The organism is Aeromonas australiensis (assembly GCF_000819725.1).
Classification (GTDB): Bacteria; Pseudomonadota; Gammaproteobacteria; order Enterobacterales; family Aeromonadaceae; genus Aeromonas; species Aeromonas australiensis.
This window is the reverse complement of the sequence record NZ_CDDH01000056.1, coordinates 45,829-66,641: the sequence shown is the minus strand read 5'-3', so window position 1 is coordinate 66,641 and position 20,813 is coordinate 45,829. Positions and strand designations below refer to the sequence as shown.

Here is a 20,813-nt window from a genome sequence, read left to right as displayed (position 1 = left end):
CATGACATCCCATTATCGCTTTCCGCGCTCTACCGAATTGAACCGCCGCCTCCCCAAAGAGGCGCTGTATCAAAGACTGAACCCGACGGCGGCCTTGCGGCAGTTGTTTGTGACCCAGGTGCAAGAGATTAACTGGTCGCACAAGCTATCATCCGACACCCTGAATATGGTCGCTGGGGGCGACTATCAAGAAGTGCAGGTATTTGATATTGAACTTAAAGCAGCTGTTTGCGAATTAGATGAACAGCTCTTGCGTGCTATTGATGGGCAGATAGTGCACCCCATTTTTTTTCGTATCCATCGGCGAGTGGGGGAGCAGCACCAGATCCAGTACCAGTTGGCGTATAAGGCGCCCGCCGTGGTTGGCTCAGATAAGGTGAAAATTGGCGATTATTTTGCGTCAGACTGGCTGCCCATGCCTGAGCCAGATTCGCTGGTGGCGTTGCCGGTGGCGCTTGATATCGCCCAGCTCTATCGCATTTTGCTGCAAGGTGTGACACCGCATCCGCCCAGATCGGAAGAGCCGTTACGCGACTGGATCATACGGCTTGATGAACTGACCAAGCTGGATAAACGCATTAGGCGTTTGCAATCGCAACTGCAAAAAGAGAGGCAGTTTAACCGAAAAGTAGAGTTAAATCGTGAGCTGAATGCGCTAAGACAGACGCGACAAGCCTTGTAGGCGTAACCTTATTTCTACGTTTTGTTTGGCATCACCAACAGGAATTCTCATGGAAAAACTGAAAATGCATAGCCCCAATCTGGTGGCCCAGAATATTGAGCAACTGGCGGCTCTGTTTCCCAACTGTGTGACCGAATCACAAGGCAAGGATGGCGAGCTCAAGCGCGCCATCGATTTTGATCTGCTCAAACAAGAGCTCTCGGCCCATATCGTCGACGGGCCGCAAGAGCGTTACCAGCTGAACTGGCCCGGTAAGCGCGAGGCACTGCTGACTGCCAATGCGCCGATAGCCAAAACGCTGCGGCCTTGCCGCGAAGAGAGCGTTAATTTTGATACCACCCAGAATCTCTTTATCGAAGGCGATAATCTGGATGCGTTGAAATTGCTGCAGGAATATTACCTTGGCAAAGTAAAGATGATCTATATTGATCCGCCATATAACACGGGGAAAGATTTCATCTATAAAGATGATTTTGCCGAAGATGTTGAGGGGTACCTTACTCGAACCAATCAGAAGGACGAGTCTGGCGGTAGGCTTGTAGCAAACGTTGAATCAAATGGGCGTATGCACTCAGACTGGTTAAGTATGATGTATTCAAGGCTTAGGATTGCGCGCAATTTGTTGCAAGACGATGGAGCTATATTCATATCCATTAACCACAAAGAGCTTGGAAACATCCGAAAAATTGCCGATGAAATTTTTGGTGAAGACAACATGCTTTGCATGTTCGCTTGGCGTACTGATGGGAATTTTGATAATCAGGCAAAATTTAAGTATTGCCACGAATATATACTGGCTTACGCAAAACAAGAAACAGCATTCCTGCATCCACTTGTTGTTGATCCAGGGACTCCAGCTGAAAGTAAGATATTTCGCCCTGAAATCAGAAATACTATTGTCAAAAATGGTCCTAAGAACCCCCCTAGCGAGATAACACTTCCGATCGGTTTTCCCGCTGCATTTGACAGTGGAACTGTCTCGGTGCGCACTGATTCGTGGCCACATGTTCGCGAAGAAATCACCGTTAAAGCTGGAAAGTTAACCCATAGGGCAAAGGTTTACAGCGGCTGGAGCTCCAAGGAGCTCCTTGAAGATTTTATTCGCAACAAATGCCAGTCCATTTTTGATGGAAAGGGTCAAGAGACCGTATTCGAAATCACATCAAGTGGCGCGATTGAAGCTGTCAAGGTCCGTGGTGAACCTAGTCATGTAATTTCGATGCTCTCTGGCTTTGGGGGGCCACAAAAGGCTACTGCCGAATTGATGGATTTGGGAGTTCCGTTCGACGACTACCCTAAACCTGTTGAGCTAATCAAATATCTTTTCAGTATGGTTAGGGATAAAAACTTTATTGCAGTCGACTTTTTTTCTGGGTCTGCAACAACTGCTCACGCGATTTTGAAACTTAATGCTGAAGATGGTGGGGGGCGGCGATTTATTATGGTGCAGCTTCCCGAACCATGCGGTAATAGTACACAAGCCTACCAGGCGGGATATAAAACAATTGCTGAAATAGGCAAAGACCGAATTCGCAACGCTGGCAAGAAAATGCTCGGTGGCGAATGCCATGAGGGGTGGAGCAAGGACATTGGCTTCCGTGTGCTAAAAATTGATTCATCCAATATGACTGATGTCTATTACAACCCGGATGCCATTATTCAAGACGATCTCTTTGCTCAAGTCGACAATATTAAGGCCGACCGCACCGAAGAAGATCTGCTGTTTCAGGTGATGCTGGACTGGGGTGTGGATCTGATGGCACCGATCCTGCGGCAAACCATTGATGGCAAGAGCGTCTTCTTTGTGGATGCCGATGCCGAGCATAAACACGGTGCCCTGGTGGCCTGCTTCGATAAGACCGGCGGCATTGACGATGCCTTTATCCGTCAATTGGCGACCTTTAGCCCGTTGCGCCTGGTGTTCCGCGATGCCGGGTTTGCCTCCGATGCGGTCAAAATCAACGCCGAACAGCTGCTCAAGCAGCTCAGTCCGTTGACCGAGGTTAAGGCGATTTAAGGAGCCGGTATGGGCACATCACTGGATACCCTGACGATCAAAGGGTTCAAATCAATCCAAGAGCTGAACGACTTCAAGCTCAACAGCCTGAATGTGATTGTCGGCGCCAATGGCGCGGGCAAGAGTAACTTGATCGCCTTCTTCAAGATGCTGCGGGCGCTGATCGATGGTAACCTCAATCGCTTTGTGCGTGATAGCGGCGGGGCCGGGGCCCTGCTGTTTAATGGCCGCAAAATGACGCCTCAGCTTTTCTTCGAGACCCACTTCGGCCAGCGCGGCTATCGCTTTAGCCTGGTGCCCACCCCGGCCGATGAGTTGGCACTGGAAGATGAAGCCCGCTACTACGCGGCAGGTAGTAGTGGCTGGTGGGTGCTCGGTGACAGCAACGATGGCAAGTCCAGGCTGGTGGCCGAGGTGTTGGAAAACCAACCGGATGCGCGTTATTCCCGCCCTGTGTATGACGCCATCGCCTCATGGCAGATTTACCATTTCCATGACACCAGCGCGAGCGCCGGGATGCGCAATTACGAGATAGTGCAGGATAACAAGCAGCTGCGTACCGACGCGGCCAACATAGCGCCGTTTTTACTCAAGCTGCGCGACACTTATCCCGCCGAGTACAAGGCGATCCTCAAGGCGGTGAGGTTGGTTACGCCTTTTTTTGAAGACTTTATGCTGGAACCGCGTCAAAGCGGCGCACGCGAAGAGATCAATATCAGCTGGCGGCAAAAAGGCTCCGACTACCCGATGCAGCCCTATCACCTCTCTGATGGCTCGATCCGGTTTATCTGCCTGGCGACGGCACTGCTACAACCCAACCCGCCGTCTACCGTCATCATTGATGAACCAGAGTTGGGATTACACCCAGCCGCCATCGCGATCTTGGCCGAGCTAATTCAGCAGGCTTCCCTGCGCACCCAGGTGATTGTCGCCACCCAATCTCCGGCCCTGATCGACCAGTTTGCCATTGACGATATTGTTGTGGTGAACCGCAAGGGGGGCGCTTCGACCTTCGAGCGGCTCAATGAGGACGATTATGCACAATGGCTGGAGGAGTATTCGGTCGGTGAGCTCTGGACCAAGAATGTGATCGCCGGGGGCCCGCGTTATGAGTGATTACATCGAGGTGATTGCCATTGTCGAAGGCAAGACTGAGCAGGTGTTTGTTGAATCGCTCTTGCAGCCTTATCTGGCGCAGCAGAATATTTTTATGAGCGCGACCCAGGTGAGTAAACCTGGGCAAAAAGGTGGCGATGTCCGTTTCAGTCGCGTCAGTCGTGATATTGAGCGCCATCTCAAACAGCGGCCTGATACCTATGTCACCACGCTGGTGGATTACTATGGCGTCAAGGAGTGGCCCGGTCTGGATACCCTGCCTGCAGGTCTTGAGCCGGTCGGGATCGCTGCACACCTTAACGGCGCAGCCAGAGCCAGTGTGGTCGAACAGTGTGCTGCACAACAAGCCGAGCGCCGTTTTATCCCCTTTATTGCCGTCCATGAATTTGAAGCCTGGCTCTTTAGCGATAGTGCCATTTTGGCCGCAGAGCTGGGCATACCAGAACCACTGGTTGCGCGTGTGCTTGAAGAGAGCGGTGAACCAGAATCTATCAATAATGGTCGGGAAACGGCCCCCTCCAAACGACTGGATGGTTGGTCAGGTGGCAAATTTGCCAAAACAAGCAAAGGGATTGCCATTGCTGAGCGCATTGGTATTGCACAGATGAGAGCACAATGTCCGCTCTTTAATGCGTGGATTGCGCGATTTGAGGCGCTGATGCAGGAGAGCGTATGAAACTGAAATTCAAACACCAGGCCTACCAGGCCGAGGCAGTGCAGGCGGTCGTAGACTGTTTCAAGGGCCAATTGCCCAATGATGCCGCCCGCCATTACAAGATTGATCCGGGCGCGGTGGCAACAGGTCACTCCGGCTCCACCACCTATGAAGAGGCTGGGTTTAAAAACGCCGAGATCCAGCTGTCTGAGGCACAACTGCTGGCCAATATCCAGGCAGTCCAAACCCGGCAGAATTTGCCCCACTCCAGCGCACTCAATGATTACCGCGATCGCGATGGCAAAAAATTAACCAAGTACCATCCTGGTGCCAAGCTCAACCTGGACATCGAGATGGAGACCGGTACGGGTAAGACGTACTGTTATATTCGGACCATTTTTGAGCTGAACCGCCAGTATGGCTGGAGCAAGTTCATTATTGTGGTGCCCAGCATTGCCATTCGTGAAGGTGTCTACAAGTCGCTGCAAATTACCGCAGAGCACTTCCAGCAGGATTACCAGAAACAAGCCCGGTTCTTTATCTACAACTCCAAGCAGTTACATCAGTTGGAGAGTTTCTCCTCCGATGGCGGTATCAACATCATGGTTATCAACGTGCAGGCGTTTAATGCCCGTGGTGCCGATGCTCGCCGGATCTACGGTCAAGAGAAGATATTGGCCGATGGAACAAAGACCATGGAGGGATTGGATAGCTTTCAGTCTAGAAAGCCTATCGATATCATCAAGGCTAACCAGCCCATCATGATCCTCGATGAGCCGCAAAAGCTCGAAGGGGCAAAAACCCTGGAGTCGCTGACTGAATTTAATCCGCTGTTTATTCTGCGTTACTCGGCAACGCACAACTCGCTGCACAACAAGGTGCATCGCCTCGATGCGCTGGATGCCTACAACCAGAAGCTGGTGAAGAAAATCGCCGTGCGTGGCATAACGACACGGGGCCTAGCGGGGACCAATGCTTATCTCTATCTGGAAGGGATTGAAGTGTCGGCCAGCAAACCGCCTGTGGCGCGCCTTGAATTCGAGATCCGTTCCGCCAGTGGCGCCATCAAACGTGATGTGCGCAAGGTGAATAAGGGCTATAACCTGTTTGAACATTCGGGAGAATTGGCTCAGTACCAAGGTTTTGTTGTCTCAGACATCAATGCCAATACTGATACCATTAGCTTCACGAATGGTGTTGAGCTGGTGGCCGGTGATGCCTGTGGCGATGTCAGTGAGTCGGCGCTGCGCCGGATGCAGATCCGCGAGGCGGTCAAGGCGCATTTTGAAAAGGAGCGCCAGCTATTTGATCAGGGGATCAAGGTGCTGAGCCTGTTTTTTATCGATGAAGTGGCCAAGTACCGTGATTATTCTGCGGCTGATGAAAAGGGCGAATATGCCCGTATCTTTGAAGAAGAGTACCAACTGGAATTGGATGCCCATCTTGGCCAGTTTGATTCCCCTTATCTGCACTATTTGCGCAGCATCCCGGTCGAAAAGACCCACAATGGTTACTTCTCTATCGATAAAAAATCCAAGCGCATGGTTGATCCGAATGTGGGCAAGAAGGCCACGGAAACCGATGATGTGGATGCCTATGATTTGATCCTAAAGGATAAAGAGAAGTTATTGAGCTTTGAGGAGCCAACCCGCTTTATCTTCTCACACTCGGCACTGCGGGAAGGTTGGGATAACCCGAATGTGTTTGTGATTTGTACCCTCAAACACAGCGACAATACCACTACTCGACGTCAGGAGGTGGGCCGTGGCTTGCGTCTGGCCGTCAATCAGTTTGGTGAGCGGATGGATGATCCCATTCGGGTACATGACATCAACCGTCTGACTGTGGTCGCCAGCGAGAGCTACAAGGATTTTGTCTCGGCACTGCAGAGTGATATCAGTAAGTCGCTCTCTACCCGACCGCAGAAGGCGGACGAGCATTATTTCGTCGGCAAAGTGCTGAAAACTGAACAGGGCGATTTAAAAATCACCGAGGATATGGCCAAAAAGATTTATCGCTATCTGGTCAAAAATGATTATACCGATGAGCAGGACCGCATTACCGATGCCTATATCAGTGCGCGCAAGGCGGGTACGTTAGCGGCCATGCCGGGTGATCTGCAGCCCTATAGTGATCCGATACTGGATGTAATTGATACCATCTACACGGACAAACAGTTGCCCTCTATCGACGATGATCGCAAGGGCAAGATCAATCCGCTGAATAGCAATTTCGATAAGAAAGAGTTCCAGGAGTTGTGGCAACGAATTAACCACAAGGCCATCTATCAGGTCGATTTTGATTCCGCAGAGTTGATAACTAAGGCGGTTAAAGAGCTGGATCAGCATCTGCGTGTAGAGAAACTCCATTTCAATATCGTGCGGGGTGAGCAAGTTGACAAAGCCACCTATGAGCAGATGAAAACAGGGCAAGGATTCACCGTATCGGAAACGGAGCGGGAGGAGTACCAGCATTCGGTGCACTCGACGGTCAAATATGACCTGTTGGGTAAGGTCTGTGAATTGACCAAGCTCAAGCGCAGTACGGTTGCGGCCATATTGCAGAAGATCCAGAAGGTGGTGTTCGACCAGTTCCGCAACAACCCTGAGGATTTTATTAGCCAGACAGCTCGTCTGATTAATACACAAAAGGCCACCATGGTGGTGGAGCATCTGACGTATGACCTGCTTGAAGATAAGTTTGATAGCAGCATCTTTACTGCTGGGCAATCCAAGCAAGATTTCGTCCATGCAGGCCAGCCGTTGAAGAAGCACATCTATGATTATCTGATCACCGATTCGGACGTGGAGCGCAAACTGGTCTTTGGTGATCCGAAATCCGATGATCCTGGCGGACTTGAATCAGCCAAGGAAGTGACCGTCTACGCCAAGTTACCGCGAGGCTTTTCCATACCGACACCGGTTGGTGACTATAACCCGGACTGGGCGATTGCGTTCGAAGAGGCAGCCGTCAAGCATGTCTATTTTGTTGCAGAGACCAAGGGCTCGATGGAGTCACTGCAACTCAAGGCTATGGAGCAAGCCAAGGTCGATTGCGCCAAACGCTTCTTCGAAAAGCTGAGCGAGCAAATCTCCTCGAAAAAGGTTAGTTACAGCGTCGTGGACAGCTTCAAGAGCCTGATGAATATTGTTAGGTAATGGCTAAATAAAGTCTCTGAGTCAGAAAACCCTGACTCAGAGACTTGTATCACACTATCTGATTTAAAAAGAAAAGCAGTAACAAATTTTTGAATTACGCCGACATGCTGAATTGTGAAAAACAAGCCAATCAACAGAAGTCTTGATGCAGATTCGTCAACTCAGGATTAACAACTTTCGGGGCATCGCAGCCTCAGCCATCCCCTCATATTAGCGAGGCGTGGTGCGGTTTCTTAGGGATGATCTCTGTTCTGGACCAGCTAATACCAAACAGATAGACCCCATGCTTAACCACGATATCATCCTTAACCACATCGATGGGCTATGACCAGATGGAAGGTTCATAGTAGCCCCCGTTCTGCTAGCGACACAATTCCCTCTGTTGCAACCACTAAATGATCCAGAGTGCGGATATCGACCAGTGCCAATGCGCTTTGCAATCGCTGGGTGATCTCGATATCTGCCCGGCTGGGTTCCGGGTGGCCGGAGGGGTGGTTATGCACCAGCATCAGAGCCGCAGCATTGAGCGCAAGCGCCCGTTTGACGGCTTCCCTTGGGTAAACGGAGGCACTGCTCAGAGTGCCGCGAAACAGCTCCTCATATGCCAGGATCCGATGCTGGTTGTCCAAGAACAGCATGGCAAATATTTCATGCTCTCTGCTCTGCAACAGGGTCTGTGCCAAGTGTTTATCGGTAATAGCTTCTCCCTTGGCCAGTTTCTGCCGGGCAACAGCTTGGGCGATGGTGAGCAGGTCATCGTCGGTGACAAGGTCAGTCACCCGGTAGGTGCCGGGTTGCTCCCCGGCGATCAGTTTGTGATGCAACATGATGGTGCTCCATACGCCATCGCCCCACCACGTGGGGTGCGGCAGGGTAGGCGAAGTAGTTGGTTAATGGGTTACTGAATGGGGGAGACCGCAGGCTTGGTTGGCTGTGTTCAGGCCGCCAGGGTGTGCGGGGTGTAGTCGTGCAGCGGAATGTGGTAACTGGTGGCTAGTAGGGTGCCGAACTGGGTTAGCCAGCGGTGATCCGGGTGATCGCACAGCCATTGCGCCAGTCTGTCACCCCGTTCGTTTTCATAGCGTAGGTAGAGGGCGTTACCAGCCACCGGCTGGCCTTGGTCATGCACTGCTTCAATCTGACCGTTGTGCTCAAGATAAGCCTCCAGCTCGATGGCGATCACGGTGTTAATCATCCTTATGCTCCTGTTGCTGAATGGGGTCACTCTCTACCCGAGCGAGCCCGCGGTCTCTAGCTCAAAGCCACCGGCTTCTACCAGGTCTTGATAGAAGTGCAGCACCTCGTGAGGCTGTACCACGTTGTAGCGGCTTTAGACCACCGACAGAGGGGTGAGGGTATCGGAGCGATACAGCACCTTGCTATCGCTGTAGGGACGGATATGCAGTGCATCGGAGGCGACGTTAAACATCACGTCGCTCTGCTCGATGGTCCAATCCATCCCGGCTGCCTGCAGCCAGATATCGAGAGATTGTTGCGGGGGCAAGACATTGCCAAGGCCATGCCAAGGGGTTTGGCCGGTGTAGGCCATGGTGTCGATCAGGTGAGCCATGAGAAATCTCCAATGAAAAAGGGACTGCACAGAGCAGTCCCTTGGGTAGGTTCATGGAGATTATATATATCTGAAATTAATTCAAATGAGACTTATTTGCCTCTCTAGTTTCTAGCTATGGAATGCGCGCTGTGGTACCCCGTGTGGTACCCCAGGCCAAAAACGACCAAGGGGTTGGCATCGTGATGATGCCAACCCCTTGTTTTATATGGCGCTCCCGACTGGAGTCGAACCAGTGGCCTGTCCCTTAGGAGGGGATGGTTATAAGAGCTTTTAAATAAAAAATATCGTTAAAAAACAATCGGTTAAGTGCATTTTTGGATTTGAATAGCGCTAAAATAGCGCAAAATAATGCTTGCAACGCATGCGAAAATGCATTATTGGGTGGTGAAATGAGGTTACGAGATGGCGTCCCAGGCAGGATTCGAACCTGCGACCTCGCCCTTAGGAGGGGCGCGCGCTATCCAGCTGTGCCACTGGGACGTGCGCGCATTATATAAAAATACTAATAAAAAGAAACAGCTGAGTAGTTTTGCTGTCGGAAAGATTCTTTTTTAGCCTGATTGGGTGCTTGTTGTTCAGATTATTTGGTAGGGAGCCACTACACAGCTAAAAATGATTTTTAGTCCTCGATTGCTTACTCCAATCTGACCTCATCGAGACTTATCTATTGCCCTTTTTGCCATTCATGATATCGATAATTGGATCGCCAGCTGCCACCGAGACCGTTGTCAGCTAACAATCGTCGTCACTGGATGGGCGAGTTTCCATTTCACGATACCTGTAGCAGTTCCGGCCAGCGGGTTCTCTGGTGCAGATCAGCCCGTTGTCAGCTGACAATCGCCATCACTGGATGGGCTGGTTTCCATTTCACGATACCGATAATGCGAATTTGCTGGAAAGTGCTGACATCCGGCAGTAAATGAGCGACGTAATCTTGTCATTGAACACCTCAGGTCATGGTGGCGACTGTACCACCTAAAATGGTGTCCGGGATGATTAGACCACTACATATAGGTTTTCGGCACCCGCCAACGTAGTCGAATAAAGTTGGCCAGGGTCAGAGTTCTATTTCACGATACCTGTAGCTGTTTGGGCTATCGAGCATCATGGCGCAGTCCTGCTTGTTGTCCGCCGATAATTGCTACGGTGTGCAGAGATGGATTTCTCGTTAAACGGTAAACGAGATCTGAGATCCGTTTGGCATTTCAACATTGAGCTGTAGTTTTCCCCCAGCAGCCTCGACCCAGCGTTTAAGCTCCATCAGTGTAATGTCCTGTATTGATGGATCTTGATCGCAAATCATGGGGTCGGTGCCAGCCTGGGCCAGCATTTCACGCAGTTGGGTGAGATGAATCTCAAGTCGCATTAGATCTGCTTTTTCCCTGGCCTGAGTGACAACGTCGGGTATTTCTATGGTCAATATTTCGTCAAGGGTTCGTGCCATGGCTACCTCAAAAGAACACTCGATGGACTGGGTCCTGACAAAGTCATTTTGCGCTGAACGTAAGTGGCTAAGTTCCGAGCAATATAAATATGATCAGTATCACCTGTGTGGGCTGAGGTGTCTATGCACGGGCTCCAATGGAGCTTTTTTGTGTTTGCTGCGGCTATGCCGCCAGCAGCTGTACCAGTAGTTGTGGGCTATGCATAAAACCGATAATTCGTTGCTTGATGGTGTGGGTCTGCGATTGTAGAGCTACAACCGCCCCGAGCGAGGGGGCATCTTAGATAGTGATGGTATTACAACAGTGTCTCTCGGCAAGCCAGATAATACGAGCTCCATAACTCGCTAGCGGGTCGTCCATGCATTTTAATACCGATATCCAGTAACAACAGCTCCCACTGCCGTGTATCGCGAAAAGCCATTTCACGAGCCTGTTCGATGCTATGGGCAGAATAGGCACGGAGCAATTTGTCTGATGTCGTCGAAAACAACCTTTCAAAAAAAGCTAGATCTTTTGCAGCCATAACCTGTGAGCGCAGTGTTGTTAGATACATAGTGTCCATTTCTGAATACCGAACTGCATCATCAATAAATTCATCACAAACCTCATATGCAATCTCATGGGATCTCCCATGAGTACTGAGGGCAACGATTAGTAGAATGAGTTGAGTCATCACAAGATCTCTGCTGTCAGTATGAATAAACCAGTCTAGCAGTAACTAATGGAACCTGTGGGGTCTTAACTCAAGTTAGATCGATGTTGAGCGGTTACGCATAACCTCACTATGTGGCTATATAAAAATCAATTATTTTGATGATAAATATTGGCACCAAACTTCAGCTAGGTGATAATGCTAGGCGATAAACAAATAACTTTTTAGGCGTGATATCCATGAACGATTTTATCAAAACACTGTTGAACATTCGTAGTCTCCGGGCCGCTCTGCGTGAACTACCATTCGAACAACTGATCGAGATTAAGACAAAAATTGATGAGGTGTTTGCAGAGCGTGAAGCTGCTGAGCTTCGATATCAGGAAGAAAACGCCGAACGTCTGCGTAAGCTGGCAGAGTTCAGCGAGATGTTGAAAAACGCAGGGATTGACCCCAGCGAACTGGTTGGCAGTGCAGCTCCGTCGAAAGCTGAAGGAAAGGAAAAGGCCAAGCGTGCGCCGCGTCCCGCAAAGTACAAGTATCACGAAGATGGCCAGGAAAAAACCTGGACTGGCCAGGGCCGTATGCCGAAAGCCATCGCTGAGGGCGTTGCTAGCGGAAAGTCCTTAGAGGATTATCTGATCTAATCCACAATTATAGTGGTATTGAAAGCAGCCGTAAGGCTGCTTTTTTATTCATTCGACTATAATAAATTTTGTTTAGGGTGGCATGAGACATTTTTTTTCATGCTATCTGTCCATTACTCTACATGTATAGCGAGTTTTCGATGAAAATAATGACCACAAAAGAGGTTGAGATTATAGCTGATATTCAGTGTGACGTATGCCATAAAAGCACAACCCCACATATGAACCCAAATTTGTATAATCCTCAGTTTGGAGCCCTGACTGCAAAATGGGGTTATGGTTCGAAACATGATGGTACGGCATATGAGGTGCATCTATGTGAGGAGTGCTTTTTTACTGTGCTGAGTCAGATAAAAAATATGCGTAGAAATGATCATGCGGGTTATGTTGATGATCAATCATTTGGGAAGCTTTTATCTCATAGCCTTGAGCTTATATGACATCATTGGTTCGGCTATATCTAGAAAAGGTATGTCTGTCATAGGATGAGAGCATGCCTTTTTATATGACTTTAATCAGCCAATGTCATAGTTTTAACTTCACGGAAGAAAATTAAATTCACCATGTAAGTCTAGTTAGTTTCATATTTTAAATATTAACTTTCGCCAATGCCATAGATAACGTTAGTCGTTAAATTAATAATTTAGCTCAAAAAATTGTTGATATTATATTTAGTGTTTGCAATACTATAATTAGAGTGAGCATTAAATATCACCGAATAATTTAGCTCACATTCTGAATGTGACTTCGTATAAATTTATTGTATATTTTTTGAAAAAACGCTAAACCAGCTATGTTTTAATGTCTATTAAAGAGGTTGGTTTGAAAATAAAACGCATAACACTACTAATAATTATTATAAAGGTGCACGCAATGAACATAAAACCACGCTCAGGTAGACCCCAAAAATCAGCTGGCGAAAAACGCAGCTTAATACTCCGAATCTCATTTAATGAAGCTGAGCAACGTGTTTTAACTAAGCATAGTAAAACCTATGGCATTCCCAAAAAGTCTAGCCTGATTCGGTTTTTGGCTCTCAGGGAACCAGACAGTAATATCTCACCAGATTTTTCATATGATGATCGTGTGAGATTGCTCGAGGGGGTATACAATATATCATCGAATTTAAATCAAATCATTTTGTTGATTAGACAAGCTGAAGTCGGTAGTGACGTTTATAAATTTATTACTGACAGTAGTGATAACTCTCCAGTGATGCAGGCTTTCTCATCTATAAATTCTCTGTTTATAGGAATTGAAAAAGCTCTGATTGGAGTGAAGTTGAAATGAATTTTGAAAAACACAGGTTCGGCCAAAACTTCCAGTACAGACTGTCTTATATTTACCGAGCTATACATATTGGTAGGAAACGAAAATCCATGCCATCACAGGTTTATCATCTCGGTGGTGGTGTAATTAATAGACCAAATATTACATTGAATAAAAGAGGTGAGGTCTCTGATTATGACATCGGGCCACTACTCATGGAGTTGAATATGCAGGCATCATTGTATGTAGGCACAGGAAACCAACTATGTGCACATTATTCACTATCATTGAGCCCTGATGAATCATTAACGCCATATCAATGTCTAGTTGCAGCTAGGCTGCTAATGAGTGAATTGGGATATGGTAGCGATACTCGATGGACATCTGTTATACACCGCGATACAAGCTCTCTACATGTACATGTTGTGGCATGTAGAGTAAAACTTGACAGAACCTTAGTTGATGATAGTAACGACTATGCTCGGGGAGTTGACGCTGCTCGAAAAATAGAAATTGAATTGGGATTGGCGAACTGTAAAAGTCCTGAAGCAAATTTCGGTCATGAGTATAGCATAGTCAATATTAAAAATGGCCGTGGTAGAGGGAGCTTTCATGCTATGCATGATCCCGCCTGTATAATTAGGGATGCAATGGACGTGGTTTTTAAAAACCAGCCGAACAACATGACGGAATTTGTCACTGGGTTGCGTGAGCATAATGTAATGGTCAAGCCGTGGAGAGTTGATAATCGTGAGCCACAGGGGATCTGTTACAGTATAGATGGTCAGCGATGGATATCAGGGACGAAAGTTAAAAAGTCACGGGCTACTTGGTTTAATCTGATCGAGCAAGGTATTGAATATTCACCTAGACGAGATGATTACAGTCTGAACTTGGGTGTTTCAAATGAATTAAATGAATTAAGCGTTCTTAGAGTGATACCGTTTACTGCATTGATTCGTTGTACTAAAAAACAATATGCCAAGATTAAAAGAACAGTGCAGTCATTTGTGGATAAAAAAACATATGGTACATCGTCATTCTTTTTCCGGCTTCTAAGATTGGATTTTGTTTTGCTATCAATCGAAGAACCATCGGATAGTTTTATATCAAATGCACGAGCACTGTTGGAAGGCGTTTTGGCTACAATTTTTAGGAAAGGGCTGGAGAGCGTTCATGTAGGATCAAACGCATTGATTCCTGATGGATATGTCCAGGATATCAACTCAGAAAAAGATACTATTGATAAGCCAAACATGTTTTTCTTAGACAGAGACAAACTAAAAAATGAAATTTTTACTAACAATGAATGGATTGCTGATTGGTATGGGGATCCCATATCACACGAACAAACCAAAGAAAAAAACATAAAATAACAATAATAATGAGAGGTGTGGCATGGCTAACATGAGGTTGAATGCAAATCTTAGAACAGTATCATTTAGCAAAACCGTGAGTGTACTGGAAGAGCTGGAGCTCAGTTCAGGTAAATGTGTTCGTAGGTATAGGGCTGTAAATGTTCACCTAGGTACAGTTGATGTGAATTCTGATTTTTCCCTTATAAAAGAGTTAACCGAGGCTGACGTAAAAAATGCAAGGCTTTGGGTCCAAGAGCAGCAACGACTGGTCCAGTATGCTTATATGGAAAATATGAGGCGTGGGTTCCTTGGTGGTTCTCCTGTGATTAAGCGTAGTAAAGGCGACGATGAGCAGTATAGTGATTGCTATGGTTTTATACCGGGTCGGAAAGTCGGTGAGTTTATTGGTGTGATTATTGATGCTATTCCTATGGTTGAGGAATGTAGCGTAGAGAAGGATGAGTATGAAAGAGAGTATGAGAAAGTGGAGCGTTTTCGTAAGAAAGGATGTCTATCTGAGATACTTGATCTGCTATTATATGCCCTGAAAAGAAGCAATGAAAAAGTACCTTTCTCAGAAAAAGAGAAATGTGACCTATATTGTGCTGAGAGAGTTCTTTTTTACTTTTGCACTGAAGGCATGGATATGAAACAGAGTAAGTTAGAAAGTGCCTCTCGAAATAAAGCTAAAGATAAATATAAAAATTTGACACGAGCTAAAAAATTTCCATGTACGAAAAAAAGAAGTATAGATATGACACCGGTTTGACCGGTGTCATTTTTGGCTTCGATTCTCTAATGAAGCAAGTCGTCATATAAGAGCTTTAGAGATCTCACGCTTAATTATATCCATTGCAGGTTGACATGCTGGACGACTAAATATTTTGTATGTTGACAAATGAGGGAGGCGTACAAGCAAGGAAACTTGATCCCCCCTTTCGTAACGCTGAATTTGGTATCTGACTCTCCCCCAGCCAATCTGTTCATTGATTTTATCAACCATCTGGAAACCATGCTTGGTTAAATGGCTATCCAGTTCATCAAATACGATTTTCGAAATCGCGATATAGAGTTTACAGTGGACCTGTGTTATACGCTCACCCCATATTTGACGTGCATGTTCAAGCCATTCATCCTTTCCTTTTAATGAATGCCAATTTCGTGAGCGGGCAGGAATATAGTTTGTCATCAGAGAGCCATCCATGAGCTGCTTGTATGATACACCCAGTTCATCGCCAATCATTGTATATAAGGCTCTCATCTGCTGTTGTAGCGGTGCTTCACCCTCCTCGCAGCCCTTCCAAGGTTCACTGTAGTATGCACATTCAGACTCCACTGAAATTGCGTTGGTATCACATGGTCCACCACCTGGATTTATACCAAAGAATGCGACAGGATACTGAGGGGATAGCATGTTCTCATACCTACAGAAAAGCAGGTCCCACCCCATATCATTCTTTAAGTTATCATATTTGTTTTGGATGAACGCAAACAGACTCTCTTTACACAAGAAATTGATATCCGTACTCATACATTGTCCATTACATCGTCAAAGTGGAAGTTAGATTGTCATTCTGAATTAAATAAAAGTCAACAAGATAGCGTTTTTACCATTTATGTTTTAAAAGGAAAATCTCATTACTCGTACTTGTCGATTTTAGAAGCCTTTTTATTTTTCAGGGGGGGCTTTTAACTGTTGAAAGTTCATTGCAGATATCAATTCCTCCCCAAGTTCCAGAGGGCTTTATACATAGTGACATGATTTACTATCTCTGGAGTTTAGCCACAGCTCTGGACTTGTCATGTTGAATTCCCTAAAAAGCCATTTATGGCCATAATGCCCAGTTCCATTTTTATTCTTGCGGAGACATTTGCTGAATGAATATTAATTTGGGGAGGGATGAAGTTATTTGTCATTACCTCATTTTCTATCCAGAGAATAACGTCGTAGCCGGTTCCTCTATCATCATCACCTAGGTCATGGTCAAGACTAATTTCAGTCACCATCTCTGTTTTTAGCCATGCAATTGCCTCGTCCGGCCAAAATACGCGAACCCACCCTACCGGAGTTTTTCTTTCATCATCCAGATATAATTTCATGCCATTCTCTCCAGGTTCAGTTCCAATACTTGAGCAATCCCGCGACTGGCCCCATCAACAATCAGCTCACCGGGAAACGGTAGTCTGGATGACAAACCAAGATCGGGATCGATGTAGTAGACACATGCGCCAGGGTTGATGTTTTGTAACAGAGAGCTCGCAGGCTCAACAAGCAAACTGGTGCCGACAACTACTACGGTATCAGCCTCGCAGAGCCAGCGACGAGCTTGTTGATATTCATAAATCTTTTCACCAAACAGCACGATATCTGGACGCAATTGTGAGCCAGTGGATGGGCTGCGATCACCGACCTTCACATCTTCATGCCAAGGCTGGCGATATTTTTTGCTACGGAAACCGATGGGGACCAAAAACTGGATTGAACCATGCAGATGAAGGACATCACGGCTACCTGCTCTCTCATGTAAGTCATCAATATTTTGGGTTATGACCCTAACAGTACATTTCTGTTGTAGCAGGGCTATCAGATAATGCGCTTGTGAGGGGGCGGCTTCTAACATGGTTTGACGCCGTTTGTTGTGAAAGTCCAAGAAGCCAGCCAGATCCGTACTCATGCTACTAGCGTGGGAATAGCGCCAGTTCTTATGATTACGCCAAATACCTTCACTTCTAAACGTGGGCACACCGCTTTCCGCTGACAAACCCGCCCCGGTAAAGAAGAGGATTGTGGGATGGTAGTGTTGGCCCGTTATCGCGGCTTGTACTTTTTTTTCTCTATGACGGCGCTGATGTCTTCGAGCACGGGAAGCTATTGGTTGCATACGACCACCTTTCGTTATGGCACGATCAGTCCACCCGATTGATTTGTTTCTGAACCAGGGCGGTTGGGGTCACACCTCATTGCTATGTTTCTGCTCACCTCATCGAGGTAAGAATGAGGGGAGCGGCAGTTACCAGTTGAGATCAAACAAGCTGCGACTAATGGATGTAATTGCACTAGCAGACCTGGCACTTTGTTTACTGATGGGCTCGCTATGCATGAAAAACCAGTAGCGGTACTCCTGAGCAAAATGGTCACTTGCCTGCAAAACCGGTTCCCGGTAATCGCGTCTTATGCGCTCCGTTATGACCCGCTGTTCATCCAGATGCAGATCTTTGAGGCCAAAGCCATGTTGTCGGACACACCAGTCGACAACACACAAAGCGGTTAACTGGTTGTATCGCCTAAACGGTCGGATTGAACTAATCAGATAAAACAGTTCAGCCCCTCTGGCAAAGATACAGGGATAGGCCTCCTCCCGGATTTGGTTTTGCTGCACGCGCATGATGGTCCAGTCCAAGATTTGAACCATACCCTGGGTGGTCATGGAGGGGGGTTGATCAATGGCACGACTGACGAAACGATGGATTTGCAGGACTTTTCTTGTGGAAATCATGGTTGCTTACTCACACATTATTTAGCGCAAAGCACACTCGTGTAAGGAAGGTTTAGAAGCCTTGAAATAATGTTTGAGTAGTGGAAGCCCAGTGGGTGCACAGAATTTTTCGTGCACTAGCGTGTGTTTTATGCAGGATTTGGAATGTATATACTGAGCGACTCGGGTTGTATTTTGAGGCAATCCCCGCCTCATACTGGGCCTTTATAGAGGATAGAGTGTGTAATGAGTAAACCATTTGGTTCCGGCAGCGTTACAGTTCAACCATCTCGTGGCCTGTGGCAGGCAAGCTACTTAGGGCAGAAAGTCACCTATAGCGAAGCGCGGTTCGGTCCAATGGCAGAGACCCTTGCTCACCGGGCTTTGTTAAAATTGCAGGCTGGAAACTTTGACCCTGTGTCCGACGATCTGCAATTTAAGCAGTCATGGCGAATGGTGGATGCTGCCAGGCAATTGGGGCTCTCATTGGGCCAACTGCGGCAGTGGATGCTAACTGGAATGCTCAACGGACATGTGATTAAACCACCAATGCGTGACGTGAAAGGCGTTGACCGAATCACCGGTTGCGAATTGATGATGGCGCAAGAGCGCCTTGCTGAGTGCAAATCCGGGTTGTCACTTTGCAATGGGTAATTCGTCTAATGCCGTGGTATAGCGGGGACTGAGTTTTTCACGCCTCATAATCCAATCACTGTTGTCTCTCCCACAAGATCCAAAATGAATTTTTCCTAATCGTCCCTGGTTGATTCGGTCGATCATCTGCATTAGGTCCTGGCTGCGGGGCTTATGTTGATGATGGTCGAACAAATCTCCCTGTTGGCTGCCGATAGGAGTAAAGTCGGCTAGCATCACGCCCCCTTTTTGGTAGCGGTGCCCATCCCGCCAGATATGAGAGAGCAGTGAGTGGATCACTCCCAGCAGCTCCCTGGTATCGTTGGTAGGCACAGCCAGCGTGGTGCTCACGTGGTTGCCGTAGTAGGGCTCTTTGTCATTGAAGGGACTGGTACGAATGAATAGGGTGACATGGCGACAGCACATTCCTTCTGCCCGGAGTTTTTCAGCTGCACGTTCCATATATCCTGCGAGTGCTTGATGCATGGAATTCATGTGTGTGATCCGTTCACCGAATGATCGGGAGCAGATGATCTGCTGTTTGGCTTGTGTGTCCTGCTCCAGGCTGGCGCATGGATAGCCGCGTAGCTCTAGCACGGTTCGCTCAACAACGACCCCATAACGATGCCGTAGGTTTTTACCATCGACAGCGACTAGGTCCGCCACACTATTGATCCCGTGCGCTTCGAGCCTGGTGGTCAGTTTTCTACCTATTCCCCATATTTCCCCGACCGGAGTGATAGCCATCAAACGCGCTCGACGTGCCTCATCACGCAAATCAACCACTCCACCAGTCGCAGGCCACTTCTTCGCGGCGTAGTTTGCCAGCTTGGCGAGTGTTTTGGTTGGCCCGATCCCGACGCCGACTGTGAGTCCAGTCCATTGCTGTATTCGTTCACGGATCTGACGACCATATGCTGTTAGGTCTCCCGCCCAGGATTCGTTCAGTTCAACAAACGCCTCATCAACACTGTACACCTCGACAGTTGGCACCATGCCTTCCAGCGTGGTCATTACGCGCTGTGACATATCACCATAGAGGGCGTAGTTGCTCGAGAACCAAACACCGCCTACGGCCTCGAAGAACTGACGGATCTGGAAGTAGGGAACACCCATCTTGATGCCAAGCGCCTTGGCTTCTGCCGAGCGAGCCACAACGCAGCCGTCGTTGTTCGATAGCACCACGATCGGGCGCCCCTTGAAGTCTGGCCTAAACAGACGCTCGCAGGACGCATAGAAGTTGTTCACATCGACGAGGGCAATGGCGTTGGGCATGGTTTACCCCAGTTTGGTCTTGTGGAGTACATAGGTTACGACGCCAAAAATCTCTAGTTCTTGCCCGTCCAATAGATGGATGGGCTGGAAATCTGGATTGGCGGGTAGCAGGGCAGGGAACGGGCGTTCTTGCAGCTGTTTGACAGTGAATTCTCCATCAAGGCAGGCTAGAACGATAGCGCCGTGGCGGGCCTTGAGCGCTCTATCGACGATCAAAAGATCCCCGTCATTGATGCCCTTTTCCACCATGCTTTGGCCACTGGCCCTGACATAGTACGTTGCTGCGGGGTGCTCAATGCAGATCTGGTTCAGATCTATGGTTTGCTCAATATAGTCCTGTGCTGGGCTAGGAAAGCCGCAAACTACAGGGGACAGAAAAAGCGGCAGCTCTAGAGCGTCCGGGGTTGGATGTGGGATGGCGAACATGGTGGCTCACTGGTTACTGTTTTTATATACAGTATAGCCGTATTGCATAACGTGTGCATCCGTTGTCAGTTGACATACCGGGCCCATTAGCTATGTTCGGTTCACATGGTATCTGGCTTCATAGGACGCGTGATGGAATCAACAGTTTTTAAGTGTGGTCGTGGCCAGGGGGTTTACCTGCCCGAGGCAGTGGCCCTGCCAGATGAGGTCACGCATGTTGAGATCGTCGTGGTTGGTCGTACTCGCATAATCACACCTGTAGGTGAGTCCTGGGATAGGTGGTTTGATGAGCCCTCTATGAGCACCGACTTCATGGCCGAACGTGAGCAGCCAACCGCCCAGGAGCGAGAGAAACTCTGAGGTCCAGCAGGGTAACTGAGTTGCGTAGCTGAGAGGGATTGTTTTTATATATATAGATAAAGCGTATCCCT

Annotated in this window: 22 protein-coding genes, 2 tRNA genes and 1 pseudogene; 12 read left to right on the top strand and 13 right to left on the bottom strand. The window is 47.9% G+C overall.

All coding sequences use genetic code 11. The features are described 5' to 3' along the window. Nucleotide 1: 1 nt before the first annotated feature. From BN1117_RS08690 to BN1117_RS08670, 5 genes are read left to right on the top strand one after another with little or no spacing between them, the layout of a single operon-like run. The gene (locus BN1117_RS08690; protein WP_052441459.1) at nucleotides 2-682 is read left to right on the top strand and encodes a DUF4391 domain-containing protein; all 681 of its coding nucleotides are present in this window, start codon (nucleotides 2-4) and stop codon (nucleotides 680-682) included. A gap of 49 nt (nucleotides 683-731) precedes the next feature. After that, complete coding sequence (locus tag BN1117_RS19430; RefSeq protein WP_040096584.1) at nucleotides 732-2,699, top strand: site-specific DNA-methyltransferase; 1,968 nt, start codon at nucleotides 732-734, stop codon at nucleotides 2,697-2,699. 9 nt (nucleotides 2,700-2,708) lie between these two features. Continuing rightward, nucleotides 2,709-3,815: an AAA family ATPase gene (locus tag BN1117_RS19425; protein WP_040096582.1), complete on the top strand. Its 1,107-nt coding sequence runs from the start codon at nucleotides 2,709-2,711 to the stop codon at nucleotides 3,813-3,815. Beyond that, nucleotides 3,808-4,491: a DUF4276 family protein gene (locus tag BN1117_RS08675; protein ID WP_040096581.1), complete on the top strand. Its 684-nt coding sequence runs from the start codon at nucleotides 3,808-3,810 to the stop codon at nucleotides 4,489-4,491. The genes BN1117_RS19425 and BN1117_RS08675 overlap by 8 nt, the downstream gene beginning before the upstream one ends. Next, nucleotides 4,488-7,628 carry a type III restriction-modification system endonuclease gene (locus tag BN1117_RS08670; protein WP_040096579.1) on the top strand — a complete coding sequence of 1,047 codons (3,141 nt, stop codon included), beginning with the start codon at nucleotides 4,488-4,490 and terminating at the stop codon, nucleotides 7,626-7,628. The genes BN1117_RS08675 and BN1117_RS08670 overlap by 4 nt, the downstream gene beginning before the upstream one ends. Before the next feature lie 341 nt (nucleotides 7,629-7,969). Here the strand turns inward: BN1117_RS08670 and radC are convergent, their stop codons facing one another. The 7 genes and pseudogenes from radC to BN1117_RS08640 form a co-directional block, all read right to left on the bottom strand. Next, nucleotides 7,970-8,455 carry a RadC family protein gene (gene radC, locus BN1117_RS08665; RefSeq protein ID WP_040096577.1) on the bottom strand — a complete coding sequence of 162 codons (486 nt, stop codon included), beginning with the start codon at nucleotides 8,453-8,455 and terminating at the stop codon, nucleotides 7,970-7,972. A gap of 110 nt (nucleotides 8,456-8,565) precedes the next feature. Continuing rightward, nucleotides 8,566-8,823, bottom strand: coding sequence for a hypothetical protein (locus tag BN1117_RS08660; protein ID WP_040096576.1), 258 nt, complete (start codon nucleotides 8,821-8,823; stop codon nucleotides 8,566-8,568). 39 nt (nucleotides 8,824-8,862) lie between these two features. Beyond that, nucleotides 8,863-9,198: pseudogene (locus BN1117_RS08655) on the bottom strand (DUF932 domain-containing protein); the annotation flags it as partial. 209 nt (nucleotides 9,199-9,407) lie between these two features. Continuing rightward, nucleotides 9,408-9,497, bottom strand: a tRNA-Arg gene (locus BN1117_RS19420). Nucleotides 9,498-9,604: 107 nt separating this feature from the next. After that, nucleotides 9,605-9,681 (bottom strand) — tRNA-Arg (locus BN1117_RS08650). 688 nt (nucleotides 9,682-10,369) lie between these two features. Further along, nucleotides 10,370-10,645: a hypothetical protein gene (locus tag BN1117_RS08645; protein WP_040096574.1), complete on the bottom strand. Its 276-nt coding sequence runs from the start codon at nucleotides 10,643-10,645 to the stop codon at nucleotides 10,370-10,372. Between the two features lie 296 nt (nucleotides 10,646-10,941). Beyond that, on the bottom strand, nucleotides 10,942-11,319 hold the full coding sequence (locus BN1117_RS08640) for a hypothetical protein (protein ID WP_040096573.1): 378 nt from the start codon (nucleotides 11,317-11,319) through the stop codon (nucleotides 10,942-10,944). A 218-nt stretch (nucleotides 11,320-11,537) separates the two neighbouring features. On the opposite strand from BN1117_RS08640, the gene BN1117_RS08635 reads away from it, so the two are divergent. The 5 genes from BN1117_RS08635 to BN1117_RS08625 all read left to right on the top strand — a co-directional run bounded on the left by BN1117_RS08635 (nucleotide 11,538) and on the right by BN1117_RS08625 (nucleotide 15,341). After that, nucleotides 11,538-11,945, top strand: a complete 408-nt coding sequence (locus BN1117_RS08635) for an H-NS family histone-like protein (RefSeq protein ID WP_040096571.1) — start codon at nucleotides 11,538-11,540, stop codon at nucleotides 11,943-11,945. 140 nt (nucleotides 11,946-12,085) lie between these two features. Beyond that, nucleotides 12,086-12,385 carry a hypothetical protein gene (locus BN1117_RS18990; RefSeq protein ID WP_082032576.1) on the top strand — a complete coding sequence of 100 codons (300 nt, stop codon included), beginning with the start codon at nucleotides 12,086-12,088 and terminating at the stop codon, nucleotides 12,383-12,385. A gap of 433 nt (nucleotides 12,386-12,818) precedes the next feature. Next, nucleotides 12,819-13,235, top strand: a complete 417-nt coding sequence (locus BN1117_RS18985; RefSeq protein ID WP_139474405.1) for a hypothetical protein — start codon at nucleotides 12,819-12,821, stop codon at nucleotides 13,233-13,235. An 89-nt stretch (nucleotides 13,236-13,324) separates the two neighbouring features. Continuing rightward, nucleotides 13,325-14,590: a relaxase/mobilization nuclease domain-containing protein gene (locus BN1117_RS18980; RefSeq protein ID WP_167334822.1), complete on the top strand. Its 1,266-nt coding sequence runs from the start codon at nucleotides 13,325-13,327 to the stop codon at nucleotides 14,588-14,590. A gap of 22 nt (nucleotides 14,591-14,612) precedes the next feature. Continuing rightward, complete coding sequence (locus tag BN1117_RS08625) at nucleotides 14,613-15,341, top strand: hypothetical protein (RefSeq protein ID WP_040096567.1); 729 nt, start codon at nucleotides 14,613-14,615, stop codon at nucleotides 15,339-15,341. Nucleotides 15,342-15,383: 42 nt separating this feature from the next. Here BN1117_RS08625 and BN1117_RS08620 read toward each other — a convergent pair whose 3' ends face one another. The 4 genes from BN1117_RS08620 to BN1117_RS08605 all read right to left on the bottom strand — a co-directional run bounded on the left by BN1117_RS08620 (nucleotide 15,384) and on the right by BN1117_RS08605 (nucleotide 18,069). Beyond that, nucleotides 15,384-16,103: a hypothetical protein gene (locus BN1117_RS08620; RefSeq protein WP_040096565.1), complete on the bottom strand. Its 720-nt coding sequence runs from the start codon at nucleotides 16,101-16,103 to the stop codon at nucleotides 15,384-15,386. A gap of 269 nt (nucleotides 16,104-16,372) precedes the next feature. Continuing rightward, entirely contained in the window at nucleotides 16,373-16,672 is a 300-nt protein-coding gene (locus BN1117_RS08615; RefSeq protein WP_040096563.1) for a cyclic-phosphate processing receiver domain-containing protein, read from the bottom strand. Beyond that, nucleotides 16,669-17,454, bottom strand: a complete 786-nt coding sequence (locus BN1117_RS08610; RefSeq protein WP_050070481.1) for an SIR2 family NAD-dependent protein deacylase — start codon at nucleotides 17,452-17,454, stop codon at nucleotides 16,669-16,671. The genes BN1117_RS08615 and BN1117_RS08610 overlap by 4 nt, the downstream gene beginning before the upstream one ends. A 129-nt stretch (nucleotides 17,455-17,583) precedes the next feature. Then, on the bottom strand, nucleotides 17,584-18,069 hold the full coding sequence (locus BN1117_RS08605; RefSeq protein WP_040096561.1) for a hypothetical protein: 486 nt from the start codon (nucleotides 18,067-18,069) through the stop codon (nucleotides 17,584-17,586). A gap of 225 nt (nucleotides 18,070-18,294) precedes the next feature. Here BN1117_RS08605 and BN1117_RS08600 point away from each other — a divergent pair, with 225 nt between their 5' ends. Further along, the gene (locus tag BN1117_RS08600; protein WP_040096559.1) at nucleotides 18,295-18,702 is read left to right on the top strand and encodes a hypothetical protein; all 408 of its coding nucleotides are present in this window, start codon (nucleotides 18,295-18,297) and stop codon (nucleotides 18,700-18,702) included. Here BN1117_RS08600 and umuC read toward each other — a convergent pair. Then, nucleotides 18,685-19,956: a translesion error-prone DNA polymerase V subunit UmuC gene (gene umuC, locus BN1117_RS08595; protein ID WP_040096557.1), complete on the bottom strand. Its 1,272-nt coding sequence runs from the start codon at nucleotides 19,954-19,956 to the stop codon at nucleotides 18,685-18,687. The genes BN1117_RS08600 and umuC overlap by 18 nt on opposite strands. A gap of 3 nt (nucleotides 19,957-19,959) precedes the next feature. Then, nucleotides 19,960-20,382 (bottom strand): translesion error-prone DNA polymerase V autoproteolytic subunit, encoded by a 423-nt coding sequence (gene umuD, locus BN1117_RS08590; protein WP_040096555.1) that lies wholly within the window; start codon nucleotides 20,380-20,382, stop codon nucleotides 19,960-19,962. A gap of 105 nt (nucleotides 20,383-20,487) precedes the next feature. Here umuD and vapB point away from each other — a divergent pair, with 105 nt between their 5' ends. After that, nucleotides 20,488-20,742, top strand: coding sequence for a type II toxin-antitoxin system VapB family antitoxin (gene vapB / locus BN1117_RS19650; RefSeq protein WP_335820830.1), 255 nt, complete (start codon nucleotides 20,488-20,490; stop codon nucleotides 20,740-20,742). Nucleotides 20,743-20,813: the final 71 nt, after the last annotated feature.